Genomic DNA, 23112 nt, shown 5'->3' with positions numbered 1-23112 from the left:
GTCATTCAAGATTCATACTTTAAAAGCAGTATTTAACCATGGCTTTTGATAACACATTGATGGTCGGATCAATGAAGTCAAAGGCGAGGAACTCATCCGGCTGGTGCGCCTGATCAATCGAGCCCGGACCAAGCACCAGGGTCGGACACAGCTGTTGCAGGAACGGCGCCTCAGTGCAGTAATTGACGGTTTGCGCCGGCTGCTCACAGATTTGACTGACGTCAGTCACGAAACGGATGGTCGTGATCACAGGCATAACCCGGAATCGCATCATGCAAAGGTTCAACTTCAATCCGGCCCGGCCATTTTTCCTGTACCTCTTTCAGGGCACCGCGCAGCATGTTATCCAGACCATCCAGGCTGATGCCCGGCAGCGGACGTACATCATAGTGCAGTTCACAGCAGCCACAGATGCGGTTTGGTGTGTCACCGCCGTGGATATGGCCGAGGTTAAGTGTCGGGTGCGGAATTTCAAATCCCGGATGCTGGTACTCTTTAATCAGCTTGTCGCGCAGTTGCATCATCGCGAACATCACTTCATACATGATTTCGATCGCATTGACGCCCAGCGCCGGGTTGGAGGAGTGGCCCGACTTACCGGTCACGCGAATCGCATTGGCAACGTGACCTTTATGGCCGTAGATCGGCACCAGACTGGTCGGTTCGCCAATGATGCAGTAATCGGGCTGAAACGGTGCGTTTTCAGTAAAGTGACGTGCACCGAGCATGGTGGTTTCTTCGTCACAGGTCGCCAGCACGTACAGGGGTTTGGTCTGCTTGTTCCAGTCGACTTTTTTCACCGCTTCGAAGATAAACGCAAAGAAGCCTTTCATATCAGCGGTGCCGAGACCGTAAAAGCGGTTGTCGGCCTGAGTCAGGGCATGGGGATCAAAATTCCAGCGTCCTTCGTCAAATGGCACGGTATCACTGTGACCGGCCAGCAGCAGGCCGCCTTCGCCCTGACCCTTTTTGGCAATCAGGTTCTGTTTGCCGGGAGCGACCTGGTCGATTTCAACGCTAAAGCCAAGCGCAGTAAGCCAGTCCGCCAGTTTGGCAATCACCTTTTCATTGCCCAGGTCCCATTGCGGGTCCGTGGAACTGATCGACGGGGTCGAAATCAAGCCTTCATAGACTTCGAGGAAACTCGGTAATTGCATATTATTCTTGCTCCTACTATTGACAGAATAACGCTGAAAATGTAAAACACATATTAAATCACTTTTAATGAATAAAAAACCAAATAATCCGGTCTTTTTACAAATTAATAGTCAGTTTAAATGTAAATCAATAATCAGTTTTAACTATTATCATTTACCTTCACTTTGGATGCTTTGAGATGCTAAAAACCACCATTATCGGCGCAAGCGGTTACACCGGAGCAGAACTTGCTCTTATGGTTCACAAACACCCAGAGCTCACGCTATCAGGTTTATACGTTTCCGCCAACAGCGTCGATGCAGGAAAGTCGATCGCCCAGTTGCACGGTAAACTGGCGGGGCTGGTCGATATGCCGGTGCAGGCATTGACGGATGTGGAGCAGGTCGCGCAAGAGTGTGATGTGGTATTTCTCGCGACGGCACACGAAGTGAGTCACGATCTGGCGCCGGTTTTCCTGGCCAACAACTGCCAGGTGTTTGACCTGTCAGGTGCTTACCGGGTGCAGAGTGAAGGTTTTTATGATCAGTATTACGGTTTCCAGCATCAGCATGGTGACTGGCTGGCGGAAGCGGCGTACGGACTGGCTGAGTGGAACCAAGAGGCTATTCTTAATAGTCAGCTGGTCGCGGTAGCCGGTTGTTATCCGACGGCTTCGCAACTGGCGATTAAACCACTGCTGGCAGCGGGTCTGGTCGATAAAGCGCAGTGGCCGGTGATTAATGCGGTCAGCGGCGTAACGGGCGCAGGCCGTAAAGCCACCATGACCAACAGTTTCTGTGAAGTCAGCCTGCAGCCTTACGGTGTGTTTACCCATCGTCACCAGCCGGAAATTGCGACTCACCTCGGTTGTGATGTGATTTTCACGCCGCACCTGGGTAACTTTAAGCGTGGGATCCTGGCGACCATCACCATGAAACTGGCGGCGGGTGTCAGCGCTGAGCAGGTTGCACAGGCCTTTGCTGAGGCATACGGCGACAAGCCGGCGGTACGTTTGCATACCAGCACTCTGCCGCGTATTCAGGATGTTGAGTTCACTCCGTTTCTGTGATATCGGCTGGAAGGTGCAGGGCGAGCACGTCATCGTGGTCTCGGCAATTGACAACTTATTAAAAGGCGCATCGAGTCAAGCGATGCAATGTCTGAACATACACTACGGTTTCGATGAACTGACCGCTTTGGTGTGAGGGTAAGGTATGACGGATACAAAACAAAATCCATTAGTGGTTAAGTTAGGCGGCGCGGCGCTGTCGTGCAGTGAAACGCTGAGCAAGTTGTTTGGCGCGATGGCGCAATACCAGGCTGAGGCGCAGCGTCCGCTGGTGATTGTGCACGGTGGTGGTTACATCGTCGATGAACTGATGGAAAAGCTGCAGCTCAAAACGGTGAAGAAAGATGGTCTGCGTGTTACCCCTTACGACCAGATTGGCTACATCACCGGCGCTCTGGCCGGTACAGCCAACAAGCTGTTGCAGGGCCAGGCGATTAAAGACGGTCTGAATGCGGTCGGTCTGAGCCTGGCGGACGGTGGTCTGTGTCAGGTCGAGGAGCTGGACCCTGAGCTGGGCGCTGTGGGCCTGGCGAAACCAGGTAAAGCGGACGTGGTGAATGCTCTGCTGGCAGCGGGCGCTTTGCCTATCATCAGTTCAATCGGCATGACCAGTGAAGGTCAGCTGATGAACGTCAATGCCGACCAGGCGGCAGTGGCAGTGGCGGCGGCTCTGGATGCCGAGCTGGTTCTGTTGTCGGATGTCAGCGGCGTACTGGATGGCAAGGGTCATCTGATCCACAGCCTGAATCAGCAACAGGCGGATGCTCTGATTGAAGCCAAAGTGATTACCGATGGCATGATTGTTAAAGTCCGTGCGGCTCTGGAAGCGGCACAGGATCTGGGCCGTCCAATTGAAGTGGCAACCTGGCGTTATCCGGAAAAACTGGCTCAGCTGTTTGCCGGAAAGAGTATCGGCACCCAGTTTTTACCGCAGTAAACATATTGAATTATTCACCCATCCGTTTTGTTAACTCGTCTGTTTGAAAAGATTGATTTTTAACGTAATGTGTTGAACGGATGGGATACCAAACGAAAGCAGATTTTTTACAGCATCATAGCAAAACAACCTGAGCACTAACCGCCAAGCGCAGAGCCAGGGAATCGGAGATAAAAGAACATGAGCAAAGTTCAAGTAAATAAAGTGGTTGTCGCTTATTCTGGCGGTCTGGATACATCTGTGATCATTCCATGGCTGAAAGAGAACTACAGCTGTGAAGTGGTTGCCTTTGTGGCCGATGTGGGTCAGGGTGCTGACGAACTGGTTGGTATCGAAGAGAAAGCGATCGCATCAGGTGCATCTGAGTGTTACGTGGTTGACCTGAAAGAAGAGCTGGTTAAAGACTACATCTACCCAACTCTGAAAACCGGTGCTTACTACGAAGGTAAATACCTGCTGGGTACATCAATGGCACGTCCTGTGATTGCTAAAGCTCAGGTAGAAGTGGCACGTAAAGTGGGTGCGGATGCACTGGCACACGGTTGTACCGGTAAAGGTAACGACCAAATCCGTTTCGAAGGCGCATTTGCTGCACTGGCACCGGATCTGCACGTGATTGCACCATGGCGTGAGTGGGATCTGGTCAGCCGTGAAGAGTGTCTGGATTACCTGGCAGAGCGCAACATTCCTTGTGCGGCGTCACTGACCAAGATCTACTCACGTGATGCTAACGCATGGCACATCTCGACTGAAGGTGGCGTTCTGGAAAGCACCTGGAATGCACCAAACGACGATTGCTGGGCATGGACAGTGGATCCTGAGCAAGCACCAAACGAAGCAGAATACGTGACGCTGAAAGTGGCTAAAGGCGAAGTGGTCGCGGTTGACGGTCAGGAAACTGTCTCCATACGACGCACTGGTTGCCCTGAACGAAAAAGGTGTTAAACACGGTGTGGGTCGTATCGACATCGTGGAAAACCGTCTGGTTGGTATGAAGTCTCGTGGTTGTTACGAAACTCCGGGGGGCACCATCATCATGGAAGCTCTGCGTGCTGTTGAGCAACTGGTACTGGATAAAACTTCATTTGAATTCCGTGAAGAGCTGGGCATTAAAGCATCACACCTGGTGTATGATGGTCGTTGGTTTACTCCACTGCGTCAGGCAGTGTTCGCTGCGGCAGATGAACTGGCGCAGGATGTGAACGGTGAAGTTGTGATCAAGCTTTACAAAGGTCAGGCGACAGCAACGCAAAAACGTTCTGAAAACAGCCTATACTCAGAAGAGTTTGCAACCTTTGGCGCGGATGAAGTTTACGACCAGAGCCACGCGGGCGGTTTCATCCGTCTGTACTCTCTGTCTAGTCGTATCAGAGCGTTGAACGCCGCCGCGAAAAAATAATCCGGCGTAGCCTGCGTCTACACGCTTTAAACTGAATCTCAGCCCGCTTGTCTTGCAAGCGGGCTTTGTTGTATGTGTGAGATTATAAGCATAGTTATCCAGTTATTTTTGAATAAGTATGTTTAAAAAGTGAATTTTTACTTTATTTTTTGTTCAACTTCCCGTAACTTTGACGGGTAGGCAAATAACACAATAAATCGCCTGTTTCAGGTCGAATATCATATTAGCAAAAGCAAGTGATTAGTGAGCATTAGGAGAAACGCAATGGCATTATGGGGCGGAAGATTTACCCAGGCAGCAGACACCAGATTCAAACAATTTAATGATTCATTGCGCTTCGATTACCGCTTGGCGGAACAGGACATCGTCGGTTCGATTGCCTGGTCCAAGGCTTTGCTGTCAGTCAATGTGTTAACAGCAGAAGAACAGCAAAAGCTGGAGCTGGCACTCAATGAGCTGAAACTGGAAGTGATGGAAGATCCGGAACAAATCCTGTTGTCAGACGCCGAAGATATTCACTCCTGGGTTGAACAGCAGCTGATTGGCAAAGTGGGTGACCTGGGTAAAAAACTGCACACTGGCCGTTCACGTAACGACCAGGTCGCGACCGACCTGAAATTATGGTGTCGTCAGCAGGGTCAGCAACTGCTGATCGCGCTTGACCGTCTGCAAAACAAAATGGTGGAAGTGGCCAGAGAACATCAGGGCACGGTACTGCCGGGCTACACTCACTTGCAACGCGCTCAGCCGGTAACATTTGCTCACTGGTGTCTGGCTTACGTGGAAATGTTTGAACGTGACTATTCACGTCTCAGCGATGCCATCAAACGTCTTGATACCTGCCCGCTGGGGTCAGGTGCTCTGGCGGGTACCGCATATTCTATCGACCGTGAGAAACTGGCGCACAATCTGGGCTTCCGTCGTGCGACCCGTAACTCACTGGACTCGGTATCTGACCGTGACCACGTGATGGAACTGATGACCACTGCGTCTATCTCTATGCTGCACCTGTCACGTCTGGCAGAAGATATGATTTTCTATAACTCAGGCGAGTCAGGCTTTATTGAACTGGCAGATACCGTGACTTCCGGCTCTTCCCTGATGCCGCAGAAGAAAAACCCGGATGCGCTGGAGCTTATCCGTGGTAAAACCGGCCGGGTGTATGGTTCACTGGCTGGCATGATGATGACAGTGAAAGCACTGCCACTGGCCTACAACAAAGACATGCAGGAAGATAAAGAAGGTCTGTTCGACGCGCTTGACACCTGGAACGACTGTATGGAAATGGCCGCGCTGTGTTTTGAAGGGATCAAGGTCAACGGTGAGCGTACTCTGGAAGCGGCCAAGCAAGGTTATGCTAACGCGACTGAACTGGCGGACTACCTGGTAGCAAAAGGCATCCCGTTCCGTGAAGCACACCATATCGTTGGTGTGGCTGTGGTCGGTGCGATTGCCAAAGGCAGTGCACTGGAAGAGCTTTCACTGGCAGAAACTGAAAGAGTTCTCACCGGTGATTGAAGAGGATGTGTACGCGATTCTGACGATTGATTCGTGTCTGGAAAAACGCAGTGCGTTGGGTGGTGTCGCGCCGCACCAAGTGGCTTACGCGGTAGAACAGGCAGAAAAACGTCTGGCTAAACGTGATGCATCATCGGTGAAAGTACGTCCGGCTCGTCTGACTGATATTGAACGTCTGGAAGGCATGGTGGCTTACTGGGCCAACATGGGTGAAAACCTGCCACGTTCACGCAACGAAATTGTGCGCGATATCGGCTCATTCGCCGTGGCTGAACATAATGGTGAGATCACCGGTTGCGCGTCACTGTATGTGTATGACTCAGGTCTGGCAGAAATCCGCTCGTTGGGTGTGGAAGCCGGCTGGCAAGGTCAGGGCCAGGGAACCGCTATCGTCGATTACCTGGTTAACAAAGCGCGTCAGATGGCGATCAACAAGGTGTTTGTTCTGACCCGCACGCCGGAGTTCTTTATGAAGCAGGACTTTATTCCGACCTCAAAGACGCTGTTGCCGGAAAAAGTACTGAAAGATTGCGAACAGTGCCCGCGTCAGCATGCCTGTGATGAAGTGGCGCTGGAAGTGAATCTAGATGACCAGCTGATTATTAAGGCGAGTGTTGCATAAGCTGCTGAATATAAAGCATTCATAACGTCGCTTAAAAAAAGATCAAAAAAGATCGATTTTTATCGGAACCAATAAGAGGAAGCAGGGTCTATTACTGTACCACTGCTTTTTCTTAGAACTCTCTAAGAGAGCCCTGAAACAGACTTAGTTTCAGGGCTTTTTTTCTTGTCAGCCCTGCGCCATTTACAATGGTCAATTATTCACCACGCTTATCTTTGCCACTGTGTTTACGCAATGGCAGGATCACGAACTTCATCCAGACATGCAGTAACAGCAAACTATTGCAGGCAAAAGCCGCCATGAGCAGGGTAATGGATTCAATCGTGCGCGGTGTGTCGCGGCAGGTAAACCACCAGATAATCCAGCACAGCACCGACAGCACGGTTAATTGATTCATACAGCGTTGGCAGCGGCCGATTTTTTTCCAGAACCAGTGGGTTTGACAGTCGTAACAACTCATCGTCTTCTATTCATCTGTAATCGTTCATCCGTAATCACTTATCGTCAGTCTGAATCGAGACTGCGGACTCCAGTATAAGGCGAGCAGGAAAAAAACAGCAAGCGGTGGCATTTGTGCTATTGAACGTCATTTGGCCTGTGGCACGCGGACAAAAAAACCGCCAGCTTGTGAGGCTGGCGGTGGGGCGTGCTTATTTGGTGAATGTCATCGGTTACTGAACGGCTTCCTTCAGTATGTGGCGCTTTGCGATGGTTATGCGCTGCGGCTGATTAAGTAGCTTTCCAGCTCTTCGCTGCCACCAATATGTTTACCACCGATAAACACCTGCGGCACTGTGGTTCGACCGGTGATGGCGCGCAGGCTGACGCTGGTGGCATCTTTACCCAGAATCACCTCTTCATACTGCAGACCGGCGTCAATCAGATTCTGCTTGGCTTTAGCACAGAAACGGACAGCCCGGTTTGCTGAATACCGTAATCGATTCCTGGGTTTTAAACTCCGGCGCCAGGTAGCTCAGCATCGTATCGGCGTCAGAGACTTTAAACGGGTCGCCCGGTTCGTTGGGTTCGATAAACATTTTTTCCACGATACCGTTACGTACCAGCATGCTGTAGCGCCATGAACGCTGACCGAAACCAAGATCACGCTTGTCGACCAGCATGCCCATGCCTGAGGTGAAGTCGCCGTTACCATCAGGAATAAAGGTGATGTTTTCGGCTTCCTGATCGTTTTTCCAGGCATTCATCACAAAGGTATCGTTGACCGACATACAGATGATGTCATCGACGCCATGATCTTTGAAGACCGAAAACAGTTCGTTGTAGCGTGGCAGGTGACTGCTGGAGCAGGTCGGGGTGAACGCGCCCGGCAGGCTGAATACAATCACGGTTTTGTTAGCAAACAGTTCATCACTGCTGACATTGACCCATTGATCGCCCTGACGAGTCGGGAACGTAACCTGAGGGACTGACTGACCTTCTTTCGATACAAACATACTGTTTTCCTTCCAAGTTTTAGATTCATGTCCAGGGCAAAGTGATTTCCCCCTGTTGATGACGCCATTATTGAATAAATACTTTGATAGCTCTAATCGTTTGATGTTATGGTTTTGATAGGTACATCCTATAGAGGTACACAATGAACATTCGTGATTTTGAATACTTGGTAGCTTTGGCCGAGCATAAGCATTTCCGCAAAGCGGCTGAGGCCTGCTTCGTCAGCCAGCCGACCCTGAGTGGTCAAATTCGTAAGCTGGAAGATGAACTGGGTACGGTGCTGCTTGAGCGCAGCAGCCGGCGGGTGCTGTTTACCGATGCCGGTTTGCAGCTGGTCGAGCAGGCTAAGCGGATTCTGAGTGAGGTGAAAACCTTTAAAGATATGGCCAGCGGGCAGGGTGGGTCGATGACCGGACCGATGCACATCGGCTTTATTCCGACTCTGGGACCCTATTTATTACCGCGTATTGTACCGACTCTGAAACAGCGTTTTCCCGAGCTGGAACTCTATCTGCATGAAGCACAAACCCAGCAGCTGATCCATCAGCTTGAAGAGGGGAAGCTCGATTGTCTGGTTTCTGGCGTCGGTTGCTGAAACCGAACCGTTTAAAGAGCTGGAAATTTATGTCGAACCGATGAGTATTGCGATTCCGTGCGGCCATGAGTGGGCTGAGCGTGATGAAGTCGACATGATGGAGCTGAAAGGCAAAACCGTACTGGCTCTGGGCGATGGTCACTGCCTGCGTGATCAGGCGCTGGGTTTCTGTTTTGCTGCTGGCGCTCAGGATGATGAACGTTTTAAGGCCACCAGTCTGGAGACGCTGCGCAATATGGTTGCGGCCGGAGGCGGCATTACTCTGTTGCCTGAGCTGTCGCTGCCTGCAGAAAAGGTCAAAGACGGTGTGTGCTATGTTAAAGCGGTCAATCCGGTTCCTTCGCGCCGCCTGGTACTGGTGTACCGTCCGGGCTCTCCGCTCAGACAGCGTTTTGAGACTCTGGCTGCGGCAATGCATGACTGTTTGATGGCGCTGCCGAAAACCGCCACCGGTCTGACCGCTGCCTGATCATTAATCTCACGCTGATAAGCAAAAAAGAGAAACAAAAAAGAGGCTGAATATTCAGCCTCTTTTCGATCTTGCCTGACAATCAGAACAGGGATTCGTTCTCATCGTTGGTGTAGGTACTGTTGGTCGACGACTCGCTGACGTAATCCTCAGGCTCGGTGCCGTCGGCAAAGTACTCAAACATTGAGCTGCCATCAAGCTTATTGGTCAGCAGCCCGGTGTTGCGGTCGATACGCACTCGTGAGATGCCATCCGGCACTTTCTTATCCTGCTCGCCAACCCCTTGCAGGGCTTGCTGCATGAATTCGATCCAGGCTGGCTGAGCCGTTTTCGCACCGGCTTCCACACCAGACACATCATCTTCAATCGCAGGGTTTGGTGTACTGCGACCCAGATCGCGGCTGTGCTCATCAAAACCGACCCAGGCGGTGGCGACAATGCCAGGAGCAAAGCCGTTGTACCACGCATCTTTGGAATCGTTGGTTGTGCCGGTTTTACCACCGATGTCACGGCGTTTCAGCGCTTGTGCGCGCCAACCCGTGCCGTTCCAGCCGGTCCCTTCACGCCAGTCACCACCACCCCAGATGTTGCTGTACATCATTTCGCGCACCAGGAAGGCGTTCTGCTCAGAGATCACTTGTGGTGCATACTGAGTGTCCGCATCCTGCTCGCTGATGCCGTTAATATCGGTCTGGTCACAGGCCTGATGGCAGATAACTTTCGGTGTCGCCTCATATTCAGGTTCGCCGAACGGGCCCATCACTTTGCTGATGTAGTATGGCTCAACATAGTAGCCGCCATTGGCGAAGACCGAGTAACCTTGTGCCATCTTGACCGGAGTCAGGCTGCCGGCACCCAGTGCGATGGTTTCTGAACGTGGCAATTTATCCAGTTCAAAACCAAAACGGGTCAGATACTGACGCGTATCATCCAGGCCAACTTCACGCAGTACCCGCACTGCCATCACGTTTTTCGACTGCGCCAGGCCAATACGGAGACGGGTCGGGCCGCCATAAGTCGGTGGCGAGTTCTTCGGACGCCATGCGGTGCCCTGGCTCTGATCCCACTGGTTAATCGGTGCGTCGTTGATCAGACTGGCCAGGGTCATGCCTTTATCCAGCGCGGCAGAGTAGATGAACGGCTTGATACTGGAGCCGACCTGACGTACTGACTGCGTCGCACGGTTGAACTTGTTGTGGACGAAGTTAAAGCCGCCGACCAGAGCTCGGACTGCTCCGTTTTCCGGGTCCATGGCAACAAATGCGGTCTGCGCATTCGGTACCTGGCTCAGTTTCCAGTGTTGTTGCTCTGCATCATCTTGATGTAACTGACGTACCCAGATTTGCTGACCAGCCGCCATGATGTCACCGGCCGCTTTTGGCAGCGCGCCCTGACGTTCATCGGTGATGAAGCGGCGGGCCCAGTTCATATCATCCCAGACGATGGTTTGCAGGCCGTTGTTTTTGACCCAAACCTGAGCGGATTGCTGGTCAACCTTCACCACGACAGCAGGGTAGAGATCGTTGTAGGTCGGCTCATCCTGCAGATGGTCGCGAATTTTTTCTTCGTCCCATGCTGCCTGACCTGATTTCCACAGTTCTTTTTCCGCACCGCGGTAACCGTGGCGTTCATCATAAGCCAGCAGGTTATCCAGCGCGGCGCGATTGGCCGCTTTCTGCAGTTTGGAATCGACAGTGGTGTAGACGTTCATACCTGAGGTATACGCATCTTCGCCGTAGCGGTCGATCATCCAGGCGCGGGCAATTTCGGCGACGTAAGGTGCGTTAAGCGAAATTTCCGCACCGTGGTAGCGTGACTGCAATACTTCGTTCCGTGCTTCTTCATACTGCGCCTGGGTGATGTATTTCTCATCCAGCATACGTTGCAGTACCACGTTACGACGATGGGTCGCACGCTCAAGCGAGTAGATAGGGTTCATGGTCGACGGTGCTTTTGGCAGACCAGCGATCATGGCGATCTCACCTAAGGTCAGATCTTTCACTTCTTTACCAAAGTAGGCCTGTGCGGCCGCGCCGACCCCGTAAGAACGGTAGCCGAGATAAATTTTATTCAGGTACAGCTCAAGGATTTCGTCTTTGCTCAGCAGTTGCTCGATATGCACGGCGATAAAAATCTCTTTGATTTTTCGCATGATCTTCTTCTCGTTGGACAAGAAAAAGTTACGTGCCAGCTGCTGCGTAATGGTACTCGCACCCTGAGAAGCGCTGCCGGTCGCAATGACAGCGAACGCGGCACGGGTGATGCCGATTGGGTCAAAGCCGAAATGTTCGTAGAAGCGTGAGTCTTCGGTGGCGATGATCGCCTCGACCAGCTCTTTCGGCATTTCGTCCAGTTTGAGCGGAATACGGCGCTGCTCACCAAACTGAGCAATCAGTTTGCCGTCGCGACTGAAGACCTGCATTGGCGTCTGCAACTTTACATCGCGCAGTGTCGCCACATCTGGGAGGTCAGGCTTTACATAATAGTAGAAGCCAAAGATTGTTGTGACTCCAAGAATAATGCAAATCAATGAAAATACTAATAAACGCTTTATGAACTTCACCGGAGAATCCCTGTTTAGTAGAGGCTGCCCTAATGGAAACCCTTGTACTCTAGACTAAAACCTCAGCACTTAAAAATGTAACGCAGCTATTTTTCGCATAAAGCTGTTTGGCGCACTGAGCTCTGTTACGAATATCGCTTTCAGCGCCTGGCGCTACGTTGCAAATCACTTGGTCACAGAGTGTTGTTACTGGAGTTAATCTTATTTATGGGTCAATCATTAGTTGCAGGTGTCGATATCGGCCACCACAGTATTAAAGCCGTGCTATTAAAACCGCATCGTGAATCTTACTCGCTGCTCGGTTGTCAGGAGATAGTCGTACCTGATGATATTTTCGCTGATAACCACACGCTGAATTATCAGAAAATTGTAAAGAAACTCAAAGAACTAAAAAAGGGATTACCGCTATTTAGTCGTAAAGTGGCGCTGGCAGTGCCGGACAGTTCGGTAATAACTAAACAAATACAAATAGATAGTGCTTTAGATGCTAACGAACAAGAGTTTGCGGTCTACCAGGCCTTTGCGCAGCAGTCCCCCATGCCGCTTGATGCGCTGCAGCTGGATTACATTATGCAATCTGATTCTCTTAGCGCTGAGGGTAAGCAGGAGGGGCAGGTGTATGCGACCCGGAGTGAAGTGGTGCAAAGCCGGGTCGATGCGCTGCGCGGGGCTGGATGGCAACCTCTGCAACTGGCCCTGCTCAGTCAGGTGATGCGTGGTTTGTGGTACTGGTACAGCGTGCAGCAGGGGCGCAGTGACTGCCTGCTGGTCGATGTCGGCCAGCGGTGGCTGACCTTAACTATGCAGCTGCCCGACGGCAGTTTTTACTACAGACAACAGAGCTTTACTCAGACTCCGGCTTTAACCTTCCCAGTCATGTCGTCCGTTGCCGGAGCTGTGGCGGACGACATGTTACTTGATTGCCTGCAGCGTGAACTGCAACGCCTGTCAGCCCTGCACGGCAGTGATGTGGTGGCCGGACTATGGCTGTGTGGCGGCGGAGCCGAACAACTGCTCAGCACCCCGCTGACTGCGGGTCTGCCTTGTGAATTGCTTTCGGCATTCGATGGTCTGGAGCGGACGGGCGGCGCAAGCCCGGCTGAGAAACCGCATTGCTATGCCCTGGCGATGGCGCTGGCATTATCGGGTTTACGCTGGCAACAGCAGTTATTGTCGGGGGCGGTTCGATGAGCGCGGAGGTGAACTTCCTGCCCTGGCGCGAACAGAAGCGCATTACCGCTCAGCGCCGTTTTATGGTTGCCAGCCTGGCTTCGGTAATATTCGGGCTGGTGCTGCTCGCCTTGGTGGCCTGGCAGCAACAAAGCACAATCACTCAGCGTCAGCAGCAGCTTGGCGAGTTACAGCTGCAGTCTGCTCAGTTGGCGCGCTATCTGCCGCAACTTGCCGAGTGGCAGCATAAGCTGACTCGTATACGCGCGCATCAGGAAACCTGGCAACAACTGCTGGACCAGCGCCATCATGCGGAGCGACTAATGCAGCAACTGGCCTCAGCGGTGCCATCTGGTGTCTATCTCGACAGCGTCACGCAGAGCGCGGATCTGGTGGAGGTGCGCGGAGTCAGCCTGGCCGCCGACCGTCTGCACAACCTGCTCGAACAGTTGCAACAGGCAACGCCAGTCCGCGCTGTCAATATCGAACTTATTGCTGCTCCTGAACATCGCTTTGGCAGCATTTATCAGCCGTTTGAGCTGTCGTTTCCGGTTGCAGCCCGATCAGGCGGTGCTGCCATAATGGGTGATTTACACTTTGATCTCAGTGAGATGGCGCAATGGCCACCCGGCGCGCAGTGGTTGCTGCGTCTGCTGCTGGTGCTGATTGTGGCAGCTGTCGGTTATCAGTGGCACCTGCTGCCTCAGCAGCGGTTTGCCTCATCCCTCGAGCAGAAAATTGAGCAGCTCAGCCAGGATCTGCGTCAACTGGCTGAGGCGAAACATGAACTGCAGACTTTGCAGGACCAATATGCCGAGCTGCAGGCGAGTCATGAGGCGTTACTGCGCCAGTTTCCTCGTCAGCACCAGTTGGCGCCTTTGTTAAATCACATCAGTCAGTTGGCTGCGCAGCATCAGTTGGTGCTGACCCGGCTTGAATGGCAAACCGCGGAGCCTGAGGAGGAATTGCTGCGGGTACCACTGCGTCTGGAAGCCAGTGGTGAGTATCCGGCGCTGCAGCAGTTTATGCGCGATCTGGCGGCACTGCCTTTTGGTGTGCTGTTGGCTGAGGTGCACTGGCAGCGCACCTCCCCGGATCAGTCACGGCTGCAGATCCGTGCCCGCGGTTTTACCTATCTGGCTGATGAGTTTCAGCGTGATGATGAGTTCGGGAGTGAGGATGACTAGATCAGGAATGCGGCGTCTCAGCCATAGACTATTGCCTGCGGTGCTGGTGCTGACTGGACATTGTGTCTTCGCCGCCGCCCCCTTTACTGCCGACTCTTTTGCCGCCGAAGCAAAGCCGTTGAGCGGAGCGGATGCCCAGCGCCATCGCGCGGTCAGTAATCCGTTTGCAGTACCGTCCACTGCCGATGATGCTTCCGAGCTCTGCCGAAATGTGTTGCCTTTGCCGCGGCCGGAGGATGAAGCATGGCCTGCTGAGGGCGGTTGGTTATTGAAAGCCGTGCTAGGTAATGAGCAGCAACGCCTGGCTGTGATTGAAATTCAGGCCGGGCAACTGGTGCAAGTTAAGGTCGGCGATCAACTGGCAGACGCGCGGGTGGAACGAATCGATGCTCGCTCGTTGTGGCTGGTGCTGGCTGAGAATAAAAACTGTAACCGGCCCGAGCCACTGACTATCAAAATGGAGTTGAGCGCACTGTGAATATGATGCGATGTCCTGAACCGGTAAGTCGTTTTGCCTGGCTGAGATTGCCGGTTGTGTCTCTGCTGCGCCTGCTGATAGTGATGCTGATGCTGGCGGTGAGCGGTCCGCTGACCGTGCTGGCGAGCGAAAAGGCGACCAGCGCGGCGAAGAATATCAGCCCAGCTAAGCCCGGTGAAAGCGACCGGATCTCACTTAACTTTCAGACGATAGAGCTGCGCAGTGTGCTGCAGTTGCTGGCGGATTATCAGGGGTTCAATCTGGTGGTGTCCGATAGTGTACAGGGTGAGCTGACGCTGCGCCTGGAGGACGTTACCTGGCAGCAGGCACTCAATCTTATCCTGCGCCACCGTGGGCTGGAGATGCAACTGGCGGATGGTGTGATGCTGATTGCGCCGCAGGATGAGTTTGCCCGTCAGGCGCAGCATCACAGGGAGCAGGCGCAGCTCCTGGCGCCGCTGCAGAGCCAGGTGGTCACGGTGCATTATGCCAGAGCGCAGGACATGGCGGCGATCATTGCGACGGACGGCAATTTTGGCTTGCTGTCTGAGCGCGGTTTCGCTCAGTGTTGATGAACGTACCAATGCACTGCTGGTGCGCGATCTGGCGCCGAACGTTGCGGATATCGCGAAAATGGTCCGAGCGCTCGATGTGCCGGTGAAGCAGGTGCAGATTGAAGCGCGTATTGTCAGTATCAATGAAGGTGATTTAGATGAACTTGGGGTACGCTGGGGATTTCATTCTTCTCCCGCGCATGGCCGGATAGGGGCTTCGCTGGAGGAGAATCTGTTTGCCGGCGCAGCCCTGGCGGATGAGTCGGGCGAACTTGCACTGGAAGACCGGCTCAACGTCAATCTGGCCGCCACCTCACTGAATGCTTCCACGATTGCGTTTCAGGTGGCGCGTCTTGGCTCTGACACCTTGCTTGATCTTGAACTGTCGGCATTGCAGCGTGAGTCGAAAGCAGAAATTATCTCTAGTCCGCGCCTTATCACGACCAATCAGCAGCCGGCTTTTATTGAGCAGGGTACAGAAATTCCGTATCTCGAGTCGTCATCGAGCGGGGCGACCAGCGTGGCGTTTAAAAAGGCCGTACTGAGCCTTAAGGTGACACCGCAGATTACGCCGGATAATCGCCTGGTGCTGGATCTGAATGTCACCCAGGACCGGCCGGGCGAAGTCGTGCAGACCGGAACCGGTGAAGCGGTTGCGATCAACACGCAGCGTATAGGTACCCAGGTGCTGGTTAATGACGGTGAAACCGTGGTGCTGGGCGGTATTTTCCAGCACAGTGTCAGCCATACGGTGGATAAGGTGCCGCTGCTGGGGGATTTGCCGTGGCTGGGGGCATTGTTCCGGCGCAGTTACCAGCAAAGCGGTAAAGGTGAGCTGCTGATCTTCGTCACACCGAAAGTTGTGATTCAGTAACTTACCCGTCAATATTGGTGGTCGGTAAAAATTAAAGTTGCATTACTGGCACCATATCTAGATAATTTCGGGTCTTATCACGAAATATCTGTGAGGAATAGGTGCCACAAGCAATCCTATCGCTGACTTCTGTCCGGCGTAACCTTGTGGCGATGTCATTGAATTAACGTTGTAAATTACTGCTAAACATGGCTGAAAAACGCAATATTTTCCTTGTTGGCCCAATGGGCGCTGGCAAAAGCACAATTGGTAGACACCTGGCTCAGCAACTGCATATGGAGTTTGTTGACTCTGATACTGTGATTGAAGAGCGCACTGGCGCAGATATCGCATGGGTATTTGATGTCGAAGGTGAAGAAGGCTTCCGTAAACGCGAAGAAGCTGTGATTAATGATCTCACTGAGCAGCAAGGTATTGTTCTTGCCACCGGTGGTGGTTCTGTGAAAAGCAAAGAGAACCGCAACCGTCTATCTGCACGTGGCATCGTTGTTTACCTGGAAACCACCATCGAGAAGCAACTGGCGCGTACCAATCGCGACAAAAAACGTCCGTTGCTGCAGACTGACAACCCTCGCGAAGTCCTGGAAGGCCTGGCGGGTGATCGTAACCCACTGTATGAAGAGATCGCAGATATTACTGTGCGCACTGATGATCAAAGTGCAAAAGTGGTAGCCAACCAGATCGTAAAAATGCTAGAAGAACATTAAGTTGTTCTTTGACGTGGAGTGCATACCATGGAACGGATTACGGTCAGCTTAGATGAACGTAGCTACCCTATCTCTATTGGCGCCGGATTGTTCAATGATCCGGCTCTTCTTTGTCTGTCGGCAAAGCAAAAAGTCCTGATTATCACTAACCATACAGTGGCCCCACTGTATGCGGATAAACTGACCGCGATGCTGGATAGCCTCGGCTGTCAGTCGGCAGTGCTTGAACTGCCGGATGGCGAGCAATACAAAACGCTCGACACCTTCAATACCATCATGAGTTACCTGCTTGAGCACAACTACAGCCGCGATGTGGTGATTGTCGCGCTCGGTGGCGGCGTGATTGGTGATTTGGTCGGATTTGCCTCAGCGTGTTATCAGCGCGGAGTCGATTTCATCCAGGTGCCGACTACGCTGTTATCGCAGGTGGATTCATCGGTGGGCGGTAAGACCGCGGTTAACCATCCGCTGGGCAAAAACATGATTGGTGCTTTCTATCAACCGAAAGCGGTGCTGATTGATACCCAGTGTCTGTCAACGTTGCCGGAGCGTGAGTTTGCGGCCGGGATGGCAGAGGTGATCAAATACGGCATTATTTATGATCAGGATTTCTTTGTCTGGCTGGAGCAGAATATGTCTGCGCTCTATGCCCTGGATGAAGAGGCACTGACTTACGCCATTGCGCGTTGTTGCCAGATTAAAGCTGAAGTCGTGGCCCAGGATGAGAAAGAAGCGGGTATCCGTGCTCTGCTTAACCTCGGACACACGTTTGGTCATGCGATTGAGGCTGAGCTCGGCTACGGTAACTGGCTGCACGGCGAAGCGGTCGCGGCAGGGACTGTGATGGCGGCCAAAACCGCTCAGTTGCAGGGCCTGATTACTGAGCAGGAAACTGGAGCGCATCAAAACCATTCTGCTGCAGGCCAAGCTGCCTATCCATACTCCGGACAGCATGTCGTTTGATGATTTCATCAAGCACATGATGCGGGATAAAAAAGTATTGGCAGGTGAGCTACGCTTAGTATTACCGACTGGTATTGGTACTTCTGAAGTAGTGAAAGGTGTACCGCAAGCCATCATTCAACAGGCGATCGATTACTGCCGCACGGTATAAACCTGTCTCGGGCTGCAGTCATCCCGTCTTATCACTAGGATAAGTCATGAGTTTGGCACATGAGTTGACACTGGATTCTCAGGTGGAGCTGCTGGAACGCTTGCAGCTCCTGACCCGGTATAGTTCCAATTTTGTCAATGTCGCCGGAAGCAAAGGCGCAGGAAAATCCTGGCTTGCCCAACGTTTTCTGGAGCACTGGGCTGATGATAAAAATCAGTCTTTGCTGATGTGCCATCCGAATCAGGATGACGAGCAGCGCCGTACTACCATTCTCAATCAGCTGGTTTCTGACCCGCTGTTTAACCCCAAAGATTCCCTCAGCGATAGCTTTTCTGCTCTGTTTGCCGACAGCAGCTGTGACGTTGTGGTTGTGGTCGATGACGCCCATTTGCTGTCAGATGTCCTGCTGTCCGAGCTATGGATGTGGCTGCTTGAAGCGCAAAGCCATCCGTTATGGCGTGTTAACGTGGTGCTGTTTTCACTGCCCAATCGTCTGGATACCTTACTGACCCGGCTCAGCTATGGTCAGGAGTCGAAACCGGTCGATCTGGAAATTGAGTCGCTTTCACAACCTGAGGCGGACAGACTGTTTGAACAGCGCGTTATGCGTTATGTTGATGATGACAGAGAACGCCAGGTTCGTCAGGCGTTTAAAAAGGTCAAGCGGTTACCGGGAGACATTATGGCGCTCGCAGAGCAGAAGATGGAAAAACGCATCGTGATTCGTTCAATCATAGGTTCACCACTCAATATCGCCTTGCTGGTGATTTTACTGCTGCTGTTGATCGGCGGTGGTTACTGGTGGATGTGGTCGCAACCGTCCGCGGATGAGAAGGCGCAGCAACTGACGCAAGGTATCGAACAGACGGCGATTCCAACCCTGGAATCGAATGAGCAGGTGCGGATGGACGATGTGGCCGTCGAGGCCGCCGATAACCGAACCCGGGCCGATGATGATTCATCAGCCCTGCCGCCGGCGGTGATTGAATCGAGCGAAGGGGTGGGCGAAGCGGATGGCCATCAGCAGCGCGTTGTGATTACGTCTGATGTGGTGGATGCACTGCTGGATGACAAAACGGCAGTGGCTGCGCAGCCGCAAGCCCAATCTCAGTCTCAACCTCACTCTCAGTCTCAACCACAAGCCAGCGCTGACGCGGCACCGCAAAACAGCGCGGCAGCGGCTGAAAGCGCCACTAACGATCAGGCTGCTGACCGTGAAAATAGTGTCGCTGAGACCATTCAGAGCGGGCAGGCAGTGCGTTTTTCATTCGGGCGGGACGAGCTTAATGCCATGTCGCCACGCAGCTACACTTTGCAGCTGGCCGCGGTGAACTCATTGCCGGAAGCGCAGCGTTTTATCGACCAGTACCAGTTACAGGGTGAGGTGAATGTGTATCCGACGGTGCGCAATGAAACTGAATGGTACATTATCACTTACCGTAATTATCCGACCATTCAGCTGGCGCGTGATGCGGTTGAATCTCTGCCGCAGCCGCTGCAGTCACTCGGCCCGTGGGCTAAGTCACTCAGTCAGGTACAACGCGAGATTGCCCGCGGTCAGTAAAAGGCGCACATTATCGGGCTATTCGCGTCTTACGGCGCCAATTACGTTGGGTCTGACCTGAAAATATGTTACATTCCGCAGCCTTATTTTTTCGGTGATTGATTAGAGCAGTAGATGAAGAAGCAGCGTGCCTTTCTGAAATGGGCTGGAGGAAAATTTAGCCTGGTTGAAGACATTCAACGTCACCTGCCGCCAGCGGAGCAGCTGGTTGAACCGTTTGTCGGTGCAGGATCTATTTTTCTCAATACCGAGTTTGAACGCTACCTGCTGGCGGACATCAATCCGGACCTGATCAATCTGTACAACCTGCTCAAGCAGAGTCCACAGCAATATATCGATGAAGCACGACGCTGGTTCGTGGCCGATAACAATCGCAAAGAAGCGTATTTGTCTATCCGGGCCGAATTCAACCAGAGTGATGATGTGCTGTACCGTTTCGCTGGCGTTTCTGTACATGAACCGTTTCGGTTTTAACGGCTTGTGCCGTTACAACAAGAAAGGCGGCTTTAATGTGCCGTTCGGTTCGTACAAGAAACCTTATTTTCCGCAGGCGGAGCTGGAGTTTTTTGCTGAAAAAGCCCAGCGCGCGACCTTTGTCTGTACCAGCTATGTCGACACCTTTGCCCGCGCGGACCATAACAGTGTGGTCTATTGTGATCCGCCGTACGCACCGCTGTCTAATACCGCCAACTTTACTTCTTATGCCGGTAACGGCTTCTCTCTTGATGATCAGGCGGCGTTGGCTGACGTGGCGGAAAAAACCGCATCTGAACGCGGTATTCCGGTGCTGATTTCCAACCACGATACCATTTTGACCCGCCGGCTGTATCACGGTGCGCAGCTCAATGTGGTTAAGGTCAAACGCACCATCAGCCGCAACGGAGCAGGGCGTAACAAAGTCGATGAGCTGCTGGCGCTGTTTAATCCGCGCGCGCTGTGAGTTGCGCCCGCGCCTAAAATATCCTGCTGCTTCCTGACGATCCTTGCCTTGCTGCTAGGATCTCGCCGCTCGCTTAGGTAGAATGCGAACATAAACTGTTCATCGTATTCCATCGCCTAAGAGGTCAGGTATGAAAGATTTTCTCATTGCGCCATCCATTCTCTCCGCTGATTTTGCCCGTCTCGGAGAAGACGTCGAACGTGTACTTGCGGCCGGTGCCGACGTCGTTCACTTCGATGTGATGGACAATCACTACGTTCCTAACCTGACGTTTCGGTGCGCCAATCTGTAAAGCGCTGCGCGACTACGGCATTACCGCACCCATTGATGTGCATCTGATGGTTAAGCCGGTCGATCGCATCATTCCCGATTTTGCCAAAGCCGGCGCATCGATGATCACTTTCCATGTTGAAGCGTCTGAACACGTTGACCGTACCCTGCAACTGATTAAAGAGCATGGCTGTAAAGCCGGTGTCGTGCTCAACCCGGCCACCTCGCTCAGCCATCTGGATTACATCATGGACAAAGTGGACATGATTCTGCTGATGTCGGTTAACCCGGGGTTTGGCGGTCAGTCCTTCATTGCGCATACCCTGGATAAACTGCGCGCGGTGCGCAAGCTGATTGACGCCAGCGGGCGCGATATCCGTCTCGAAATCGACGGCGGAGTTAAAGTGGATAACATCCGTGAAATTGCAGCAGCAGGGGCGGATATGTTCGTCGCCGGCTCGGCGATTTTTGGTCAGCCGGATTATCAGGCGGTCATTGCGGAAATGCGCGCTGAACTGGCACGGGTTGAATAACCGACTTGGTCACCATGATTACTCTTAAATCAGCCTCATTATTATAACCAGCCTAGGAAGAATATTTTGAACCAGATTAAACTGATTGCTTTTGATCTCGACGGTACTTTGCTTGACAGTGTGCCGGATCTTGCTGTTGCCGCTGACCAGGCCGTGCGTGCTTTGGGTTACCCCGGCGTGTCTGAACTACAGGTACGCGATTACGTTGGTAATGGTGCCGATGTGCTGATTGGCCGCGCGCTGAGCCAAAGCCTGAGCATCGATCCCGCGCTGAGCGCAGAGACCCGCAACCAGGCCCGTGAGCTGTTTGACGACTTCTATGAGCAGACCGGTCACAAGCTGAGCCATCTCTACGCCAATGTTAAACAGACGCTGAGTGAGCTGCGTGATGCCGGTTTTACCCTGGCGGTTGTCACCAATAAGCCATCTAAGTTTGTGCCACACATTCTTGAGCAGCATGGCATTGACGGTTTTTTCAGTGATGTGATTGGCGGCGATACTTTCCAGCACAAAAAACCGGATCCGATGGCGCTCAACTGGCTGCTGGAAAAACATCAGCTCAGTGCAGCGCAGATGCTGATGGTCGGCGATTCCAAAAATGACATTCTGGCGGCCAAAAATGCCGGCTGCGCCTCTTTTGGTCTGACTTATGGCTACAACCATGGTGAGCCGATTGCCAACGCCGGTCCGGATGTGGTCGCGGATAACATTGCTGATCTGCTGGAACTACTGGCGGTTTGCGCGTAAAAGTTGGCAATCTTCTCTGGCAAAATACTCGTTAATGAGTACACTGCTGAATTACTGTTTTCGAATTGACACCTGCCAGCAGTAGCCCGGCGGGTGTTATCTCAGATTTGTTCTGTCTTATCTCATTTTAAGTAACAAGGAAATCATTCTCATGAGCAAACCCATCGTATTGAGTGGTGTTCAACCGTCAGGTGAACTTAGTATCGGTAACTACCTGGGTGCTCTACGTCAGTGGCAACAAATGCAGGACGATTATGATTGTCAGTACTGTGTGGTGGATCTGCACGCGATTACGGTCCGTCAGGATCCTAAAGCACTGCATGAAGCGACCCTGGACGCGCTGGCGATTTGTCTGGCGGTTGGCGTTGATCCGCAAAAGAGCACGCTGTTTGTACAGTCACATGTACCGGAGCATGCTCAATTGGGTTGGGTACTGAACTGTTACACGCAAATGGGTGAACTGAACCGCATGACTCAGTTCAAAGATAAGTCAGCCCGTTACGCCAATGATGTTAACGTGGGTCTGTACGATTACCCGGTTTTGATGGCGGCAGATATTCTGCTGTACGGTGCCCACCAGGTACCGGTTGGCAGTGACCAGAAGCAGCATCTGGAACTGGCGCGTGATATCGCGACCCGTTTCAATAACATCTACAGCCCTGATGCGCCTATCTTCACAGTGCCAGAGCCGTACATTCCGGAAGTGAATGCGCGCGTTATGAGTCTGCAGGATGCCACCAAGAAGATGTCGAAATCCGATGACAACCGTAAGAAACGTGATCACCCTGCTGGAAGAGCCGAAGTCGATCATCAAGAAGATCAACAAAGCGCAAACGGATACCGATACACCGCCACGCATTGCTTATGATGCGCAGAACAAAGCGGGTATTGCTAACCTGATGGGCCTGTATGCAGCTGCGACCGGTAAGACATTTGCTGAGATCGAAGCGCAGTATGCCGGGGTGGAAATGTACGGTCCGTTTAAGAAAGATGTCGGCGAAGCGCTGGTGGCTATGCTGGAACCTGTGCAGGCTGAGTACCACCGTGTCCGTGCGGACCGTGCTTACCTCGACAGCGTAATGCGCGAAGGTGCTGAGAAAGCCTCTGCCCGTGCTTACGAAACCCTGAAACAGGTTTACAAAGCGGTCGGCTTTGTTGCCCGTCCGTAAGCGCTAACGCGAGAATTATCAGCCCCGGCTTCGGCCGGGGC

9 protein-coding genes and 11 pseudogenes are annotated in these 23112 nt (G+C 52.6%); 16 read left to right on the top strand and 4 right to left on the bottom strand.

Annotated features, from left to right (window positions below; translation table 11 throughout):
- Positions 1 to 19: 19 nt before the first annotated feature.
- A pseudogene (gene argE, locus ABDK09_22210) lies at positions 20 to 1157 on the bottom strand (acetylornithine deacetylase).
- Between the two features lie 179 nt (positions 1158 to 1336).
- Between argE and argC the strand changes: the two are divergent.
- The 4 genes and pseudogenes from argC (at position 1337) to argH (ending at position 6682) form a co-directional block, all read left to right on the top strand.
- Positions 1337 to 2342: pseudogene (gene argC / locus ABDK09_22205) on the top strand (N-acetyl-gamma-glutamyl-phosphate reductase).
- A 9-nt stretch (positions 2343 to 2351) separates the two neighbouring features.
- Positions 2352 to 3143 carry an acetylglutamate kinase gene (gene argB / locus ABDK09_22200; GenBank protein XAW89388.1) on the top strand — a complete coding sequence of 264 codons (792 nt, stop codon included), beginning with the start codon at positions 2352 to 2354 and terminating at the stop codon, positions 3141 to 3143.
- A 180-nt stretch (positions 3144 to 3323) separates the two neighbouring features.
- Positions 3324 to 4542: pseudogene (locus tag ABDK09_22195) on the top strand (argininosuccinate synthase).
- A 264-nt stretch (positions 4543 to 4806) separates the two neighbouring features.
- Positions 4807 to 6682 (top strand): annotated as a pseudogene (argH, locus tag ABDK09_22190) (argininosuccinate lyase).
- A 196-nt stretch (positions 6683 to 6878) separates the two neighbouring features.
- Here argH and ABDK09_22185 read toward each other — a convergent pair.
- Together ABDK09_22185 and ABDK09_22180 are read right to left on the bottom strand one after the other, a co-directional pair.
- Complete coding sequence (locus tag ABDK09_22185) at positions 6879 to 7142, bottom strand: DUF3624 domain-containing protein (protein ID XAW89387.1); 264 nt, start codon at positions 7140 to 7142, stop codon at positions 6879 to 6881.
- 252 nt (positions 7143 to 7394) lie between these two features.
- Positions 7395 to 8136: pseudogene (locus ABDK09_22180) on the bottom strand (glutathione peroxidase).
- A 143-nt stretch (positions 8137 to 8279) separates the two neighbouring features.
- Between ABDK09_22180 and oxyR the strand changes: the two are divergent.
- Positions 8280 to 9201 (top strand): annotated as a pseudogene (gene oxyR / locus ABDK09_22175) (DNA-binding transcriptional regulator OxyR).
- Positions 9202 to 9283: 82 nt separating this feature from the next.
- Here oxyR and ABDK09_22170 read toward each other — a convergent pair.
- On the bottom strand, positions 9284 to 11764 hold the full coding sequence (locus ABDK09_22170; protein XAW89386.1) for a PBP1A family penicillin-binding protein: 2481 nt from the start codon (positions 11762 to 11764) through the stop codon (positions 9284 to 9286).
- A gap of 207 nt (positions 11765 to 11971) precedes the next feature.
- Here ABDK09_22170 and pilM point away from each other — a divergent pair, with 207 nt between their 5' ends.
- The 11 genes and pseudogenes from pilM (at position 11972) to trpS (ending at position 23071) form a co-directional block, all read left to right on the top strand.
- Complete coding sequence (gene pilM, locus ABDK09_22165) at positions 11972 to 12955, top strand: type IV pilus assembly protein PilM (protein ID XAW89385.1); 984 nt, start codon at positions 11972 to 11974, stop codon at positions 12953 to 12955.
- A complete protein-coding gene (pilO, locus tag ABDK09_22160; protein ID XAW89384.1) occupies positions 12952 to 14121 on the top strand; it encodes a type 4a pilus biogenesis protein PilO in 1170 nt (389 codons plus the stop codon). The genes pilM and pilO overlap by 4 nt, the downstream gene beginning before the upstream one ends.
- Complete coding sequence (locus ABDK09_22155) at positions 14114 to 14599, top strand: hypothetical protein (protein XAW89383.1); 486 nt, start codon at positions 14114 to 14116, stop codon at positions 14597 to 14599. Before pilO ends, ABDK09_22155 begins: the two co-directional genes overlap by 8 nt.
- Before the next feature lie 188 nt (positions 14600 to 14787).
- Positions 14788 to 16027, top strand: a pseudogene (locus ABDK09_22150) (type IV pilus secretin PilQ family protein).
- A gap of 188 nt (positions 16028 to 16215) precedes the next feature.
- A complete protein-coding gene (gene aroK, locus ABDK09_22145) occupies positions 16216 to 16734 on the top strand; it encodes a shikimate kinase AroK (GenBank protein XAW89382.1) in 519 nt (172 codons plus the stop codon).
- A gap of 27 nt (positions 16735 to 16761) precedes the next feature.
- A pseudogene (gene aroB / locus ABDK09_22140) lies at positions 16762 to 17848 on the top strand (3-dehydroquinate synthase).
- 46 nt (positions 17849 to 17894) lie between these two features.
- Positions 17895 to 19412, top strand: coding sequence for an SPOR domain-containing protein (locus tag ABDK09_22135; GenBank protein XAW89381.1), 1518 nt, complete (start codon positions 17895 to 17897; stop codon positions 19410 to 19412).
- Between the two features lie 114 nt (positions 19413 to 19526).
- Positions 19527 to 20352, top strand: a pseudogene (locus tag ABDK09_22130) (Dam family site-specific DNA-(adenine-N6)-methyltransferase).
- A 130-nt stretch (positions 20353 to 20482) separates the two neighbouring features.
- Positions 20483 to 21155: pseudogene (rpe, locus tag ABDK09_22125) on the top strand (ribulose-phosphate 3-epimerase).
- Between the two features lie 66 nt (positions 21156 to 21221).
- Positions 21222 to 21902 carry a phosphoglycolate phosphatase gene (locus ABDK09_22120; protein XAW89380.1) on the top strand — a complete coding sequence of 227 codons (681 nt, stop codon included), beginning with the start codon at positions 21222 to 21224 and terminating at the stop codon, positions 21900 to 21902.
- Positions 21903 to 22053: 151 nt separating this feature from the next.
- A pseudogene (trpS, locus tag ABDK09_22115) lies at positions 22054 to 23071 on the top strand (tryptophan--tRNA ligase).
- Positions 23072 to 23112: the final 41 nt, after the last annotated feature.

It is taken from the genome of Vibrio sp. CDRSL-10 TSBA, assembly GCA_039696685.1.
GTDB lineage: Bacteria > Pseudomonadota > Gammaproteobacteria > Enterobacterales > Vibrionaceae > Vibrio.
Note: the sequence above shows the minus strand (reverse complement) of the source record. Positions and strands in the feature narration are given on the sequence as shown.

What these genes read in the sequence shown, in the direction of transcription:
- argB (XAW89388.1), top strand. Translation starts at nt 2,352, where the DNA reads ATGACGGATACAAAACAAAATCCATTAGTGGTTAAGTTAGGCGGCGCG.
- pilO (XAW89384.1), top strand. Translation starts at nt 12,952, where the DNA reads ATGAGCGCGGAGGTGAACTTCCTGCCCTGGCGCGAACAGAAGCGCATT.
- ABDK09_22185 (XAW89387.1), bottom strand. Translation starts at nt 7,142, where the DNA reads ATGAGTTGTTACGACTGTCAAACCCACTGGTTCTGGAAAAAAATCGGC.
- pilM (XAW89385.1), top strand. Translation starts at nt 11,972, where the DNA reads ATGGGTCAATCATTAGTTGCAGGTGTCGATATCGGCCACCACAGTATT.
- aroK (XAW89382.1), top strand. Translation starts at nt 16,216, where the DNA reads ATGGCTGAAAAACGCAATATTTTCCTTGTTGGCCCAATGGGCGCTGGC.
- ABDK09_22135 (XAW89381.1), top strand. Translation starts at nt 17,895, where the DNA reads ATGAGTTTGGCACATGAGTTGACACTGGATTCTCAGGTGGAGCTGCTG.
- ABDK09_22155 (XAW89383.1), top strand. Translation starts at nt 14,114, where the DNA reads ATGACTAGATCAGGAATGCGGCGTCTCAGCCATAGACTATTGCCTGCG.